The 16,404-nt window shown below is 68.8% G+C and carries 6 protein-coding genes; 2 read left to right on the forward strand and 4 right to left on the reverse strand.

Annotated elements, in window-relative coordinates:
- Position 1 precedes the first annotated feature (1 nt).
- On the forward strand, positions 2-9,562 hold the full coding sequence (locus ACFWZ4_RS10060; RefSeq protein ID WP_439704541.1) for a beta strand repeat-containing protein: 9,561 nt from the start codon (positions 2-4) through the stop codon (positions 9,560-9,562).
- Positions 9,555-10,652 carry a hypothetical protein gene (locus ACFWZ4_RS10065; protein WP_439704542.1) on the forward strand — a complete coding sequence of 366 codons (1,098 nt, stop codon included), beginning with the start codon at positions 9,555-9,557 and terminating at the stop codon, positions 10,650-10,652. The genes ACFWZ4_RS10060 and ACFWZ4_RS10065 overlap by 8 nt, the downstream gene beginning before the upstream one ends.
- A gap of 812 nt (positions 10,653-11,464) precedes the next feature.
- Here the strand turns inward: ACFWZ4_RS10065 and tssA are convergent.
- The 4 genes from tssA to ACFWZ4_RS10085 form a co-directional block, all read right to left on the reverse strand.
- Positions 11,465-12,496, reverse strand: coding sequence for a type VI secretion system protein TssA (tssA, locus tag ACFWZ4_RS10070; protein ID WP_439704543.1), 1,032 nt, complete (start codon positions 12,494-12,496; stop codon positions 11,465-11,467).
- Positions 12,497-12,643: 147 nt separating this feature from the next.
- A complete protein-coding gene (locus tag ACFWZ4_RS10075; protein WP_439704544.1) occupies positions 12,644-14,740 on the reverse strand; it encodes an FUSC family protein in 2,097 nt (698 codons plus the stop codon).
- A gap of 161 nt (positions 14,741-14,901) precedes the next feature.
- Complete coding sequence (gene efpL, locus ACFWZ4_RS10080; protein ID WP_231324787.1) at positions 14,902-15,465, reverse strand: elongation factor P-like protein EfpL; 564 nt, start codon at positions 15,463-15,465, stop codon at positions 14,902-14,904.
- A gap of 159 nt (positions 15,466-15,624) precedes the next feature.
- Positions 15,625-16,392 carry an SDR family NAD(P)-dependent oxidoreductase gene (locus tag ACFWZ4_RS10085; protein WP_439704545.1) on the reverse strand — a complete coding sequence of 256 codons (768 nt, stop codon included), beginning with the start codon at positions 16,390-16,392 and terminating at the stop codon, positions 15,625-15,627.
- Between the last annotated feature and the right edge of the window lie 12 nt (positions 16,393-16,404).

Below are 16,404 nucleotides of genomic sequence, written 5' to 3' on the forward strand. Positions count from 1 at the left end.
CATGCACACCACCCGCGCGACTTCCCGCAAGGATTCCCTCGCCAGCCTGCGCCGCAAGACACTGCCGCTGAGCCTGTCGCTGCTGCTGTGCGGCGCGCTCGCCAGCACACCGGCCCAGGCCGGGGGCGGCGTGGGCCGGACCACGACGCCCACTGGCGGCGTGGTCATCGGCGGCAGCGGCAGCATCCTGCAGGATGGCGCCAACGTGGTGATCAACCAGGCCAGCAACAAGCTGGTGCTGAACTGGCAGAGCTTCAACCTTGGCCAGGACGCCACGGTGCGCTTCAACCAGCCGGGCGCTTCGGCGGTCGCGCTCAACCGGATCCTCGACCAGAATCCGAGCCAGATCTTCGGCCAGATCAGCTCCAACGGGCAGGTGTTCCTGATCAACACCCACGGCATCATCTTCGGCTCGACCGCGCAGGTGAACGTGGGCGGTCTCGTGGCCAGTACGCTTGACCTGACGCCCACCGATTTCCTGTCCCACCACTTCAACCTCAACGCCGTTGGTGGCGGCGCGGGCATCGTCAACCATGGCACGCTCGCGGCGGCCAGCGGCGGCTCGATAAGCCTGATCGGCGGCAGTGTGGCCAACGACGGCGTGATCCTGGCCAACTATGGCCGGATCAACCTCGACGGTGCCGAGCATGCGGTGCTGGATTTCGACGGCAACGGCCTGATCAACGTCCAGATCACCGGTGAGCTCAAGCAACGGCTGGATGCCAAGGCCGCGGTCAGCAACGCCGGCACGCTGCAGGCCGACGGCGGCACCGTGGTGCTCGAGGCGTCCGCGGCGCGCGACCTGTTCACCAACCTGGTCAACAACTCCGGCGTGATCGATGCCGGCGCGATCAGCCATGACGGCGGCGTGGTGCGCCTGGTCGCCCGGGGCGGCGACACCGTCAACAGCGGCCGCATCGACGCGACCGGGACGCACGGCGGCAGCATCCAGCTGCTGTCGGATCGCAACGTGGGCGTGACCGGCGGCAACATCGATGCCTCGGGCACTTACGGCGGCGGTGACATCCGCGTCGGCGGCGGCTGGCAGGGCGGCGAAGGGCTGCAGACGGCGAATGCGGTGTACGTGGCCGACGATGCCACGCTCAAGGCCGACGCCACGCGCAACGGCAATGGCGGTTCGGTGGTGGTATGGGGCGACCACGCCAACAACTTCTACGGCAGCATCAGCGCGCGCGGCGGCGCCAGCGGCGGTGACGGCGGCCGGGTGGAGACGTCTTCGCATGACGGGCTGAACGCGCAGGGCCTCGTCGACGCGTCGGCGGCGCACGGCGAGATGGGCAGCTGGCTGCTCGATCCCTACAGCGTCACCATCAGCAGCGCCGCGGACAGCAGGACGTCGTCTGGACCGATCTACACCCCGAGCGGCAACAACTCAGTGGTCAACGCCGGTGGGATCGGCACCGCACTGACCGGCGGCACCAGCGTCTATGTCTTTACCAACACCGCAGGCGGATCGCAGAACGGCGACATCACCGTCGCCGCGCCGATCACCGCCAGCGGCGCGGGCCAGCTCTACCTGCAGGCCTACGGCAGCATCTACGTCAACGACAACATCACCGCCGCGGCCGGCCAGTCGCTCGACGTCCACCTGTGGGCGAACTACGCGGGAACGGGCGGCGCCAATACCTACACCAAGGGTTCGTGCACCACCGCCTGCGTGGTGACCATCGGCGATACCGCCGCCGCCACGATCGACACGCATGGCGGGCTCGTCGACATCCTGACCTCCGGCGCGGTGAGGATCGGCAACAGCACCAACACCGCGGTCATCAAGGCCACGACGCTCACCATCGGTAGCGCCACGAACAAGGTCGGTTCGATCAGGGAAGGCACCAACGGCAGCATCGCCGCGACCACCGTCAACGCGCGTTCCAACAGCAGCATCACGCTGGCCAACGGCGGCAACGCGATCGGTACGGCCAACCTCTACGGCGGCACCACGCAGATCACCGACAGCACCGACCTGGTGCTGGGCACGGTGGCGACCGGCAACCTCACCGCCACCACGACCGGCACGCTGGCCTTCGGCGGCGGCACCATCAACGGCAACCTCACGGCGACGAGCAGTGGCGACATCAGCCAGAGCGGCGCGCTCACGGTCACCGGCACGTCGAACTTCAGCGCGGGCACGGGCCTGATCACGCTCACCCAGGCCAACAACGATTTCCAGGATGCGGTGAGCCTCAGCGGCGGCGCAGCCCAGATCACCGACAAGAACGCCCTGGTGCTGGACGCGGTGAACACCGATGGCCTTGCCGCCACCAGCACGGGCGCGTTGACCCTGGGCACCGGCACGGTTTCGGGCAACCTCACCTCCACGAGCAACGACGGTGCGATCACCCAGGCCAGCGGCGGCCTGGCCATCACGGGCACCAGCATGATCGATGCCGGCACCGGGGGCGTCACGCTCACCGATGCAGCCAACGACTTCACCGGCGTCGTCGCGCTCACCGGTGGCACCACGCAGATAACCAGCAGTGGTGCGCTCTCCCTCGGCGCGCTCGACACCGGCGACCTCACGGTCGACAGCGGCGACGTGCTGGTCTTCGCCGGCGGCAGCGTGGGTGGCAACCTCGACGCCGCCGCCGCCGGCAACATCAGCCAGAGCGGTGCGCTCGACATCGCCGGCACGTCCCGGTTCGCGTCCGGCAGCGGCACCATCACGCTGACCCAGTCCGCCAACACGTTCGGCGGGGCGGTGAGCCTGACCGGCGGCGCGACACGGATCACCAGTGGCGGCACGCTGACGCTCGGTACGCTCGCGACCGCTGACCTCACCGCCACCAGCGCCGGTGCGCTCGACCTGGGCCAGGGCACGGTGGGCGGTGCGCTTGCGGCCACCAGCAACGGCGGTGCGATCACCCAGGATGGTGCGCTCGCCGTAACCGGCATCAGCACGCTGAATGCCGGCGCCGGCGCGATCACGCTGGCCGATGGCGGCAACATCTTCACCGGGGCGGTGAGCGCCACCGGCAGCGACGTATCGCTGCAGTCGTCTGGCGATCTCACCGTGGCCGCATTGACCAGCGGCGCGGACGGATCGGTGAGCCTGGTCGCGGGTGGCTCGCTGTTCCTGCCGACGATGGCCATCGATACGGGGCTCGGCAATCTCACGCTCGCCGCGAACGGCGGCACTCTGGGCATCAACGGCAACCTGAGCGGCGCGGACGTGTCGCTGGCCAGCAGCACCGGCCTGACCCTCGCCTACGACATCGCCGCCACCGGCACGCTCAGCCTGGCCAGCAGCGCCGGCGCGATCTCCCAGACGGCGGGCACGCTTATCGTCGGCGGCACCAGTTCGATCGATGCCGCCGGCGACATCACGCTGACCGGCATCGCCAACGATTTCCAGGGTGCGGTAAGCCTCAGCGGCGGCAGCGTGCAGATCAGCGACGCCAGTGCGCTGACGCTCGGGACGCTCGCCACCGGCGACCTGACGGTCACCAGCACGGGCGCTCTGACGCTGGGCACGGGCACGGTCGGCGGCAACCTCGCCGCCACCAGCGGCGGTGCCATCGACCAGGCCAGCGGCGGGCTCGCCGTCAGTGGAACCAGCAGCATCGATGCCGGCGCCAATGCCATCACGCTCACCGACACAGCCAACGATTTCGGTGGCGCCGTGAGCCTCACCGGCGGCACCGTCGCCATCACTGACAGCAACGCGTTGGCGCTGGGCACGCTCGCCACCGGCGCATTGACGGTGACCAGCACCGGCGCGCTCGATCTGGGCCAGGGCACGATCGGCGGCGGCCTCTCGGCCACCAGCAACGATGGCGCGATCAGCCAGAGCGGTGGCCTCACCGTCAGCGGTGCGAGCGACATCGACGCGGGCACCGGCACCATCACGCTCGACAACTCCGCCAACAGTTTCGCCGGAACGGTCAGCCTGGCCGGTGGCGACACCCGGATCACCAACAGCGGCAACCTCGTCCTCGGCACGCTCGACACCGGCGATCTCACGGTGGTCAGCGCGGGCACGCTGGGTTTTGCCGGCGGCACCGTCGGCGGCAACCTTGTCGCGACAAGCACGGGCGACATCAGCCAGACCGGTGCACTGGACGTGTCCGGCACTTCCAGTTTCGACGCAGGTACGGGCGCCATCACGCTCACCCAGGCCAACAACGATTTTGGCGGCGCGGTCAGCCTGACCGGCGGCAATGCCCAGATCGTGGACCGCAACGCGCTGGTGTTGGGCACGCTGGCCACCGGCGGCCTGACCGCTACCAGCCACGGCGCCCTCAATCTCGGCAAGGGCAGCATCGGCGGCAACCTCGTCGCCGCCAGCAACGGCGGCGCGATCACCCAGGCCATTGGCGGGCTCGCCATCAGCGGCAGCACCACGATCAACGGCGGCAGCGGCGCGATCACGTTGAACGACGCAGCCAACGACTTCGTCGGCAGCGTGAACCTGACCGGCGGCGCCACGCGGATCACTGATGCCAATGGCCTGACCCTGGGCACGCTGTCGACCGCGAACCTGACCGCCGTCAGCCATGGCGCGCTCAATCTCGGCAGCGGCACCGTCACCGGCAGCCTGACCGCCACCAGCAACGATGGCGCGATCAGCCAGGCGGGCGGCCTGACCGTCAACGGCACCAGTGCGATCGACGCGGGCAACGCCGCCATCGCGCTCACCGGTCCGGGCAACGACTTCATCGGCGCGGTAAGCCTGTTCAACAACGGCGCCAACAACGTCGCGCTGGACAACGGCACGAACGCCCTGGTGCTGGGCACCTCGAACGTCGGCAGCGGCACGCTGTCGCTGGCGGGCGGCGGCATCAGCCAGGTCGGAGGCATCAGCCAGGCGGCGGGGGCAGGCGCGGTGACCCTTACGGCCGGCGGCGGAGCGCTGGTTTTGGGCGACGCCGGCAACGACTTCACCGGCCCGGTCGATGCTCAGGGCACGTCCGTCTCGCTGCGCACCCTCGGCGACCTGCACATCGTCGGCATGGATGTCGCCACCAACGGTTCGCTGAGCCTGGTCGCTGGCGGCGCGCTGGACCTGGCCTCGTTCGGCGCCATCGATACCGGCACCGGCGATCTCACGCTGAGCGCGGGCGCCGGCCTCGCCACGAGCGCCGACCTGAGCGGCCACAACGTGTCTTTGACCGGTGGCACGGGCCTGACCCTCAGCGGCAACGTCAACGCCAGCGGCACCCTCTACCTGGGCAGCATTAACGCGGCAATCAACCAGACCGCCGGCGTGCTCTTCGCCGCGGGCGCCACCACCGTCGACGCGGGCAGCGGTACCGTCACGCTGGCCAGCGCCGGCAATGACTTCCAGGGCGCGGTCAGCCTGACCGGCGGCGCCACCCAGATCGTCGATGCAAACGCGCTGACGCTGGGCACCTTGGCCACCGGCAACCTCACCGCCACCAGCACCGGCAGCCTCAGCCTGGGCAAGGGTACGGTGGCCGGCACGCTGCAGGGGACCAGCAACGGTGGCGCGATCAGCCAGGCCAGCGGCGGCCTGACCGTCACCGGCGCCAGCACGCTCGACGCCGGCAGCGGTGCGATCACCCTGGCCGACGCCAACAACAACTTCGTTGGCACGGTGAGCCTCACCGGCGGCACTACCCAGATCACGGACAGGAACGCGCTGTCCCTGGGTACGCTCGCCACGGCTGGGTTGACCGCCACCAGCAGCGGCGCACTGGATCTCGGTGCCGGCACCATCAACGGCAACCTGGTCGCCTCGAGCAATGGCGGTGCGGTCACGCAGACTGGGGCGCTCGCGATCAGCGGCACCAGCAACATCGATGCCGGCAACGGCGCGATCACGCTCACCAACGTGGTCAACGACTTCAACGGTGCGGTCAGCCTGGCTGGTGGCGTTACCCAGCTCACCGACGCCAATGCGCTGACCTTGGGCACGCTGGACACCGCAGCCCTGACCGTCACCAGCACCGGTGCGCTCGACCTGGGCAACGGCACGATCGCCGGCAACCTCTCGGCGACCAGCAACGGCGGCGCGATCAGCCAGTCCGGCGCGCTGACCGTCACCGGCGACAGCACGCTCGATGCCGATACCGGCTCGATCACGCTGGCGAACGCGGGCAACGATTTCCAGGGCAGCGTCGGCCTCACCGGCGCCGGCCTGTCGGTGCGCGACGCCAACGACCTGACCATCGGCACGCTGGCCGCCGCGGCCAACACCGACGTCAGCCTCGTCGCGGGCGGCTCGCTGGTGCTGGCAACCTCCGCGATCGACACGGGCACCGGTGACCTGGTGCTCGCCGCCAACGGCGGGACGCTGGATACGCAGGGCACGCTCAGTGGCGCCAACGTCTCGCTCAGCGGGCGCGATGGCATGACGCTGGCGCACGACGTCAACGCCACTGGCACGCTGACCCTCGTTAGCGCAGCCGGCGACATCACGCAGACCGCCGGCGTGCTCACCGCCGCCACCCTCACCGGCAGCGCGTTCGGCCATGCCACGCTCGGCCAGACCAACGCGATCGCCGCGCTGGGCAGCTTCAGCGCCGATGGCTTCCTGCTGCGCACTGCGGGCGACCTGACGGTCACCGGTGCGGTAGCCGGCGGCGCCGGCGGCGTGGACATCGGCAGCGGTGGCCTGTTGAACGTGGCCGCCGGCATCAGCGGCGGCGACATCGCCCTGCAGGGTGTCGGCATCAGCCAGGGCGCTGGCAACATCGATGCCGGCACGGGCCAGGTCGAACTTACCTCCAGTGCCGACATCACCCAGACCGGCGGGTCGATCACCGCCGGCACCCTGACCGGTAGCGCCACCGGCAACGTCGCCCTCGCCGGTACCAATTACCTCGACAACCTGGGCAGTTTCAGCGCGGCTAGCCTGGCGCTCACCAACGCACAGGACCTGGCGCTGGTGGGCACGGTCACGACCGGCGGCGCCACGTCTCTGACGATCGGCGGCGACCTGGCCATCAATGGCACGCTCGACGCCGCCAGCACCTCGCTGGACGTGGACGGTGCGATCAGCGAAGGGGCCAGTGGCAATATCGTCACGGGTACGTTGAGCGGCCAGGCGGGCGGCAGCGTCAGCCTTACCCGCAGCAATCACGTCGGTACGCTGGGCAACTTCACCGCTGCCAACTTCGCGTTGACCAACGGCCAGGCGCTTGCGGTCAACGGAAGCCTCAACGTAGGCACGGGCAGCATCGCGCTGACTACCACCACCGGCGCGCTGAACATGAACTCGGCGCTCAGCGGCGGCAGCATCGCGCTGGATTCGGCCGCCAACCTGGTGCTGGGCAAGGCGATCAACGCCAACACGCTGAGCCTTAAATCTGCCGGCTCGATCAGCCAGACCGCTACCGGTCTGATCACTGCCGGCACCTTGAGCGGACAGTCCGTTGGCGCCACCACGCTCAACCAGGCCAACGCCATCTCGACGCTGGGCAATTTCAGCGCGGACAGCTTCAGCCTTACCAGCACCAGCGCGCTGACGGTCGCCGGCACGGTCGATGGCGGCGCCAGCACCGCGCTCGCCGCGGGCGGCAACCTGCGCATCAACGGCACCGTGAAGGGTGATGACACGAAGCTCTCTGCCGGCGGCACCATCAGCGAAGGCGCGAGCGGCAATGTCGTGGCCGATACGCTGACCGGGCAGGCCGGCGGCGCCGTCACGCTCAACGGCGCCAACCACATCGGCACGCTGGGCAACTTCCAGGCCGCCGGTTTCAGCCTGTACGACGCGCAGAACCTGCGCGTGTCCGGCACCGTCGACGGCGGCGCCAGTACCACGCTCGATACCGGCGGCAACCTGGTGATCAGCGGCACCGTCAAGGGCACGAGCACCCGCCTGAACGTGACCGGCGCGCTCAGCGAAAGCGGCAGCGGCCGCATCGTTGCCGACTCGCTGGCCGGACATGTCATCGGCAGCGCCAGCCTCGGCGGCAACAACGCGGTAGGCAGCCTGGGCAATCTCGACGCAACTGGGCTCAGCTTCACCAACATCAAGGCGCTCACCATTGCCGGCACCGTCGACGGCGGCGCCAGCACGACGCTGACCACCAAGGTCGGCGGCCTCACCATCAACGGCACGCTCGGCGGCACCACCACCACGCTCGACGTCGCCGGCGGTATCGACCAGTCCAATCACGGCCGCATTACCGCGGGCACGCTGACCGGCCAGGCCGGCGGCGACGTAGCGCTGGACGGCGACAATCGCGTTTCCATCCTGGGCAGCTTCGGCGCGCGAGATTTCGCGTTCAGCAACGGCAAGGCACTGTCGGTGAACGGGCCGCTGACCGCCAGCGGTGGCGATATCTCGCTCGCCACCACTTCCGGCAAGTTGTCGCTCAACACCGCGCTGAGCGGAAATACCATTGCGCTCGAGTCGGCGGGTGACCTGGCCTTGGCCCAGGGCATCCACGGCGGCGCGGTGACCCTCGCGTCCGGCGGCGAGATCAGCCAGACCGCTGGCGGCATCATTACTGCCGACAGCTTGAGCGGCCACTCGGCCGGCAGCACCACTCTGGACCAGGCGAACGCGATCGATTCCCTCGCCGGCTTCAGCGCCAGCGGACTGACGATCACCACCAAGCGCGCGCTTACGGTGACCGGCACGGTCGATGGCGGCGGCAGCGCCACGCTGACGACCGGCGGCAACCTGGCCATCAACGGATCGCTGACCGGCGACACCACCACGCTGGCGGTCACCGGCAACATCAGCGAGGGCAGTGCGGGAAGCATCACCGCGCACACGCTGACCGGCCAGGCCAGCGGCGCCGTCGCGCTCACCGGCGCCAACCGCCTCGATACGCTGGGCGAGTTCAGATCCGCCGGCTTCGCGCTGAGCAATGGTCCGTCGCTTACGGTGACCGGCCCGCTCGACGGCGGCGCCATCGTGAACCTGACCACCACCCGCGGCGACCTGTTGATCAACGGCCAGGTCAGCGGCAAGGCGACCCGGCTGGTGTCCTCGGGCGCGATCACCGAGGGGCAGGGCGGCAGCATCGTGGCCGACACGCTGTCCGGGCAGGCCGGCGGCTACACCCAGCTCGGCACGGCGAACAGCCCGCTGGCCAACTACATCGGCACCCTGGGCGGCTTCTCCTCAACCGCGGGCTTCAGCCTTACCAACGCACAGACGCTGGCCCTGGCCTCGGTCGGCGGCAGCACCTACACCGTCGATGCGGGCACCTCCTCGTTGTACCTGGGGGTGACCGGCGGCGATCTGCTGCAGATCGGCACCACGTGGCTGTACGACGGCGAGGGCACGTTCGCCTCGACCGGCCGCATCGGTACCTCGGACGCGCCCATCTACGTCACCGGCACCGGACCGCAGGCGGTTGCGTTCGTCGGCCTGCCGCCGGCGTACTTCTATGCGGTCAACTCCGCCGGCAACCTGCTGCCGCTGACCGGCGGCGACAGCGTCAACGTGCCGACCTCGCTGTTCACCAGCCGCGCACAGAATGCAAATAACCACACGGACGTCTATATCGATCCGAGCGTGATCTCGGCCAACTACCGTTCGTTCGGCATCGTGCCCTCCGGCATCCTGCTGCCTGCCGACCAGCAGGCCTGCGATCCGGAAATGGAGGAGTGCGATGAATGAGGCGAGGCATCGCCTTCGCCAGCGGGTCGGATTCGCCCTGCTGCTGACCCTGGCTGCACCGGTGCCGGCGCAGCTGCCGCCACGGTTGACGGCAGGCAGCGTTGCCGACCAGCTCGATGCCGCGCGGCAGCGGCTGGCCGGCCAGTCCGTCGCGGCGGCGACCGGGCAACAGTTGCAGGCGCTCGCGCAAAACCTACGGGGCGCGTTGGCCAACCAGCTCGCACAGCCACTCACCGCGCTGGACGATCGAGCTCGTGGACTGGTCCTGCGCGCGCATGCGGCCGCGCAACTTGCCACCGACTTCGCCGACAGCACTGGAGGTTGTCGCGAGGGCGAGGCCGAATCCATGGCGAAGGCACTCGCGCTGTCGGTCCGCCAGCTGGCGCAGGCGCCCGCAGAAGGCAAGCCGATGCAGCCAACCATCGACAGGGTCGAATCTGCGGACCACGCGGCCGTGTTCGCCCTGCGTACGAAGGACAAACCCCTCGCGCTGGCGCTGGTCGGCAGCGAGCTCCACGATCCGCAATGTCCCGATCCGCAGCTGACTGCCACCGACGCCAACGGTACGCCGCTGTCCGTGCAGCCGCACATCACCAACGTGCTGCCCACGCGGATCGAGTTCGAGTGGCCCGGAACCGCCGCACTCGCGGCCGGGAACTACCTGCTGCACGCGCGGCCGCAGCACAAGGCCTTCCTGGTCGGGTGCAGCGCGCAGCCGGAGGCCACCGTCGCGGTGCAGGTCCTGGCCGCGCCTAAGTTCACCGTCGGCTATGCGCTGGATGCGGTGTGTGGTCGCGCCGCGCCGCGCACGGTGCCGCTGGGCAAGGGCATCTTGCCGCCACTGGATGGCTACGGCGCCACCGTGATCCAGACCATCGACACGTCGGCCTGCGCCGATCCGGTGGCCTACCGCATCTCCGCCACGGTCATTTATGCCGACGGCGCCAGCGCCAAGGCCGGGCCGTTCGAGCAGAGCGCGGACGCCAATGCCACCGTCGGGCTTCCCGGTGGGCTGTCGCTGAGCTGGGACCCGGCGGTGCGCCAGCTGCTGGTGCGGTCGGGCGCCCCGATGTGCAAGGGCGTGCGTTGAGCTTTTCGCTTGTATCCGGTGCAGGGCGGGGCTCGCTGAAATGGTCCCCAAGAGGAATGTTGTTTGTCGCCCTCGCGCGCCCTTCCGCGACTTGGCTCGCCTGCGGCGGGCTTCCGATTGCCTGACGGCGCTCGGGTCACTTTTCCTTGCTGGCCCAAAGAAAAGCAACCAGAACAAACGGCTGGCGCAGCCCGGAGTGACTGAAGAGCTGGGCGCCCTCTCGCCTTGCTGGGTAAGCGCCTGCTCTTAGAGGAGCTGCCGCCGCTTTACCGACGGGCGCTCGGGAGCTGAGGCAAGGGAAGCATCAAGGTGAGTGGATAGCGTGGGCGCACCGGGTCGGCGGTTGCGTGGTCGCTTGCAAGAACTCGACTTGATTAATTGAGCTGGTTGGAAGCAGCGTTCTCGCCACTCTTGAAGACGTAAACGCACGAGAGCTGCGCGGAAGCCCCGTCTCGCCGGCAACCCTCCCTGGCCTTGACTCCCGAGCGCCCGTCGGTAAAGCGGGAGCAGCTCCTCTATGAGCAAGAGACCCACCCAGCAAGGCGCAATGGCACCTAGCTCTTTTGCCATTCCGGGCTGCGCAGGCCCTTTCTTTTGGTTACTTTTCTTTGGGCCCGCAAAGAAAAGTGACTCGAGCGCCGTCAGGCGATCGAAAGCCCGCGGCAGGCGAGCCACGTCGCGGGGAAGTCGCAAAGGCGAAAGACGATCCATTGTTCTAGCCGGACGTCCCCGCGAGCCCCGGCCCCTCACCCCAGCCCTCTCCCCGGCGGGGAGAGGGAGCACAAGCGCACAGGCGCACAGGCGCGGGAGTGCTACTCCTCGCTCGGGCCCGAGATGACCTCCATCTCGCTGACGCCGCCGGGCGCGAGGTCCTTGAGCAGGTCGAGGAAGTTCTTGCCGACCAGGCGCTGGGCGCGGCGCAGCAGCAGCGGGACCGGGCTGGAGGGTTCGCAGCGGGCGTAGTAGTCGCAGATCTCGTCGATCCGGCGAAGCACGTCCTGCGGCGTTTCGATGCGACCCGGAACGCCGCTGCGGGCGCCGGCGGCGGAGGGCTCGCCGCCCTCCGCGTCGCCTTCGCCGTCACCGGCCATGGCGGGGTTGCGACGTGCTGCCTGGGATTCGACGAATTTCTTCAGTTCGTAGCTGTCGGTCAGCAGCGGCTTGAGGTCCGGGCCGGCCGTGCCGATGCGGTCATTGAAGATGCGGTCGATCGCCTTGGCTTCGTCGAGGATGCGCGTCAGCGCCTCCAACGTTCCGGCCAGTTCCTCTTCCGGGCAATCCAGGCAACAGGCTTCGATTTCCGTCATGCTCGGCAGAGCTTCGCCGCCGGCGTCGATTTTGATCGAGCCATTGGCGATGCGCAGGTCGCGCAACGAAAAACGACCGAGTCGCGCCGACTGTACGAATGGCGTATTGCGGAAATAAGTGAGCAATCCCAGCGGATTGGCGATGGCCGATACCGCGTTGACGCGCGCGGTCGGATCGTCGTCGTCCTCGGCGTCCAGTTGCGGATGCACGCCATCCCAATGCTCTTCGAGCAGGCCGTGGATCAAGGCCAGGCCGGCGGCCCAGCCGGACATGCCGCCGGTGCGCATCCAGGCGGTCGCCAGGTGCGTGGCCACGCGCAGGTCGCGCGAGCGCTGGAGCAGGCCGGTGGCGAGTGAATCGACCTCGTCCCAGTCCGGCTCCTCGGCCGCCTTTACGCTGTCGCCCATGGCGCGTTCCGCGCGCGGTGCGGCGGCGCGTTCGAGTGCCATGAAATCGGGATCGTATTCGAGGTCGCTGCCGGTGGGAGAGTCGCCATCCAGCGGTTCGAGAAAAGCTGCCGGGTCGTAACGCGTCATCGGTCGTAAATCCCCTGTGATACAACGGGATAATTACAACACGGCCGATGCCCGATAGCGACCGGGAGTCGCCAAAAAAAGGGTGGGTAAATCAGGCGCGGATTTACGCAATACGCCCGCTTCGTAAATCCAGATTTACCGGTAACTTCAGGGATGCACGTGGCGCCCTGCCGACTGCGCGGCCGGTTCCTGCGGACAGCGGCCGACCACGTGGGCCAGCGTGTTGACGTTGTCGACCAGGCGATCGGTGAGGCGGGCGACCTGTTCGGCGCTGGCCTGGTCCTCGGACATGGCCAGCAGCGTCGCCAGGCTGCGCTGGAGCAGCCGCAGGTCGGGTAACTCCAGTACGGCGCGCTGCTCGCGCAAGGCCCCGGCGATGACGTGGAGCGCGGTGGCGGCGTGATCGACGAAGGCGCTCACCTCGGCCTGCTCGGGGAGGCTCGTGCGGTGCTGCAGCAGCGCTTCCAGCGTCATCGCCGTACGCGCCAGGCGGTTGCCGTTGGCGAAAAGCGCTTGCGCCAGGTCGACCAGCGCGGCAGGCGTGGCCGGCTCGGCACGCATGCGCTCGAGCGAGGCCAGCGCGTTGGTGCGCGCGGTGCGGGCAGCGGTGCGCGTTTCGCGGTGCGTGCCCCGCCGTTGCGGTCGGCCCAGTGCGCGCAGGTAGTCGGCATAGGCGTCGAGCATGTCGGCCAGCGCTGCGCGGGCGCGGCCGTGTTCCCAGGTGGGCCACAACACGTAGGCCAGCAATGCCATGCCGCTTGCCAGCGCGGTGTTGATCACGCGATCGGTCACCGCGACGCCTGGGTCGACGCCCTCGAAGGAGAGCAGTACCACCACGGTGCCGGTCAGCGCGGCCACGGCGATGCCGTAGTGCGCCGTGGCAAGGTAGCGGAACGCCATGCACAGCACGCCCATCAGTACCAGGTGCGCCCATGGCTCGTCAGGAATCACGTGCAGCAGGGCGGTGGTCAGCAGCAGGCCCAGTACGGTGCCGACCACGCGCAGCAGGCCAAAGTTGAAGGTGGCGGCGAAATCCGGGCGCAGCACGATGGCGACGGTCATCGGTAGCCAGTAACCGTGCGGGAGTTCCAGCCCGCGCGAGAGCGCCAACGCCAGGCTCAACGCCACCGCAGAGCGGACCGCGTGACGGAACGCCACCGAATGCGGAGTGAGGTTGGCCAGCAGCATGGCGCGGGCCGAGCTCTGCCGCAGGGAGACGGGCAGGCGCAGGTCCGCGGCTTCGGCGCGTTGTTCGCCGCGGCTGCCGGCCCAGTTCGCGTTGCGCACGGCAGCGGCAAGCTGGCCGGCCAGCGCATGGATGTGCAGCGCCCGTTGCGGATTGGTCTCGGCGGCATGGCGCTCGATCGTGCGCAGCGCGCGCAGGGCGCGCTCGGCCGCGACCGGCGAGGCGCCGTCCTCCAGCGCCTCGGCGATGTGGTCGAGGACCCGTGCGACGCGGGCGCGGAAGCGCAGCGGTACGGCATTGGCCGGTGACCCGTCGGACAACGCGGTGAGTTCGAGGCGGATCCGCTCGGCCAGCTCCAGCATCACGCCGAAGGCTTCCATCGCGCGACCGCGGGCGTGGTAACGGCCCAGCAGGGTCTGCTGCAGGGTAGTCATCGCGCCACTGAGTGCCGGCTCGTCCTCATCGTCCTGCGCGCGCTGGCGGGCGACCGCGGCCAGTCCGCGGTAGACCACGGCCAGTGCCTGCCGCTCGGGTCGGTAGCGTTGCAGCGGCCAGGCGGCGATGGAGAACAGCATCATCAGCAGTCCGCCGGCGAAAATCAGCGCGGCGCCCGCCGCCGCATGCCCGGGCGAGGTGGGATAGGCGGCGGTGACCACCAGCAGGATCATGCTGGTCATGCCCACGCGCGCCAGGTCGGTGCCGAACACCACCAGCATGCCGCCGCCGAACCCGACCAGTGCGGTGGCCAGCAGCATCGAGGGCAGGTGCCCGCCGATCAGGAAGCCGGCGAACGCGGCCAGGCCGGCGGCAAGCGAGGCCAGCAGGAGCTGGCGCACGCGCTGCCGATACGGTCCGGGCTGGTCGGAAAACATCGTGTCCAGCGCGCCGGCGGCGATGCCCAGGCCCACCGCGGTGTAGCCGGTCGCCATGCCGACCGCCAGCGGAAGCACCACGGCCAGCGTATTGCGCACGACCACCCACAGCGGGACGTCCGGGCGCTTGGTCCGCGTCAGGCTTTCCAGCACGTTGGCGCGGAGCGAGTAGACGCTGGCGGTCATGGCCGAATCGCTGGGTGGGAACGGCGATTCTGCACGAGGCCAGTTGAACGGAGCGCGACAGGCGAGTTGCCGATGGCTTCAGCGGCGGAAATCCACGCCGCGTCGACCGTGCGTCCGTGCACTGCGACCGGCCGCCCCGAGGAGGCCGGTCGCCACAGGGTTCAAGCGCGGCCGGCGAACTCGCCCGTCAGCGTGTTGACCCACACCTTCTCATCGTTGGTGATGTACTCGGGGACCTGGATTTCGACGCCGGTGTTGAGCTTGGCCGGCTTGGTGCGCTTGGTCGCGCTGGCGCCCTTGAGTTCCGGCGCCGTGTCGACCACGGTCAGCACCACGCTGGTCGGCACCTGCAGGCCGACGGGTGCGTCGTCGATCAACTGCACGTAGTAGCCCTCGGTGTCCTCGACGATGTAGCCGGCGTTGTCGCCGACCAGCTCGGGTCCGAGCAGGTACTGGGTGTAGTCCTCGGCGTCCATGAACACGAAAACCTCCCCGTCCATGTAGGAGAAGTTGGCCGCGCGGCGGACCAGGTCCATTTCCTTCAGGTCGTCGTCGGCGCGCAGGCTCAAGTCGAACTTGCGTCCGCCCGGGATCGAATACATGGTGAAGCGGAAGGTGACGTTGCCGCCGCGGGCGGTGGGCGAGCTGCGCTCGATGTCGCGCACCTGGTAGACGGTGCCGTCGTGTTCGACCACGTTGCCTTTCTTGACGTCGGAAGCTTTCATGGGGTGCCGGTCAGGTTGGTATTCGGAAAATGACAAGGTGTCGCGATGACACCCTTGTGCCTGGCCGTCATTTCCGCGAAAGCGGAAATCCATCTGCGCCCTGAGCCAAGGCAAAATGGATTCCCGCTTTCGCGGAACGACGTCCGGAAAGTTTTGCGTTTACTTGGGCTGCAGCCGCACCGAGCCGTCCAGCCGGATCGTCTCGCCGTTGATGTAGCGGTTGCCGAGGATGAACGCGACGGTCTGCGCGAACTCCTCCGGCTTGCCCAGGCGCGAGGGGAAGGGAATCGAGGCGGAGAGCGACTGCTGCACGGCTTCGGGCATGCCATCGACCATCGGCGTCCAGAAGATGCCCGGGGCAATGGTCGCCACGCGGATGCCGAAGCGTGCCAGTTCGCGCGCCATGGGCAGGGTCATGCCCACGACGCCACCCTTGGATGCGGAGTAGGCGGCCTGGCCGATCTGGCCCTCGTAGGCGGCGACCGAGGCGGTGTTGATGATGACGCCACGCTCGCCGTCTTCGCCTGCTTCGTTGGACTGCATCAGCGCCGCGCCGGCCTTGGCCACGTTGAAGCTGCCGACAAGATTGACCATCACGGTGGCCTGGAACTGCGACAGCGCCATCGGGCCTTCCTTGCCCAGCACGCGCCCGGCGCCCAGGATGCCCGCGCAGTTCATCACCACGTTGAGCCCGCCCATGGCCTCGCGCGCGGCGGCCACGTTGGCGGTCACGCCCTCTTCGGAGGTGACGTCGGTGCGGTAGAAGCGGGCGGCTTCACCGAGCGCCTGCGCGGCCTGCTGGCCTTTCTCCTCGTTGACGTCGAACAGCGCCACCTTGGCGCCGTGCGCGGCGAGATGCTGTGCCACGGCATGGCCGAGTCCGGAGGCGCCGCCGGTGATGACGGCCTTGACCTGATCGAGCTGCATATTCGTCCCTCG

It is taken from the genome of Frateuria sp. GZRe12, from assembly GCF_051900535.1.
In the GTDB taxonomy this organism is placed as follows: Bacteria; Pseudomonadota; Gammaproteobacteria; order Xanthomonadales; family Rhodanobacteraceae; genus Frateuria_A.

Excerpts from the sequence above, each read along its gene's own strand:
- ACFWZ4_RS10060 (WP_439704541.1), top strand. The coding sequence starts at position 2 with ATGCACACCACCCGCGCGACTTCCCGCAAGGATTCCCTCGCCAGCCTG.
- ACFWZ4_RS10065 (WP_439704542.1), top strand. The coding sequence starts at position 9,555 with ATGAATGAGGCGAGGCATCGCCTTCGCCAGCGGGTCGGATTCGCCCTG.
- tssA (WP_439704543.1), bottom strand. The coding sequence starts at position 12,496 with ATGACGCGTTACGACCCGGCAGCTTTTCTCGAACCGCTGGATGGCGAC.
- ACFWZ4_RS10075 (WP_439704544.1), bottom strand. The coding sequence starts at position 14,740 with ATGACCGCCAGCGTCTACTCGCTCCGCGCCAACGTGCTGGAAAGCCTG.
- efpL (WP_231324787.1), bottom strand. The coding sequence starts at position 15,465 with ATGAAAGCTTCCGACGTCAAGAAAGGCAACGTGGTCGAACACGACGGC.
- ACFWZ4_RS10085 (WP_439704545.1), bottom strand. The coding sequence starts at position 16,392 with ATGCAGCTCGATCAGGTCAAGGCCGTCATCACCGGCGGCGCCTCCGGA.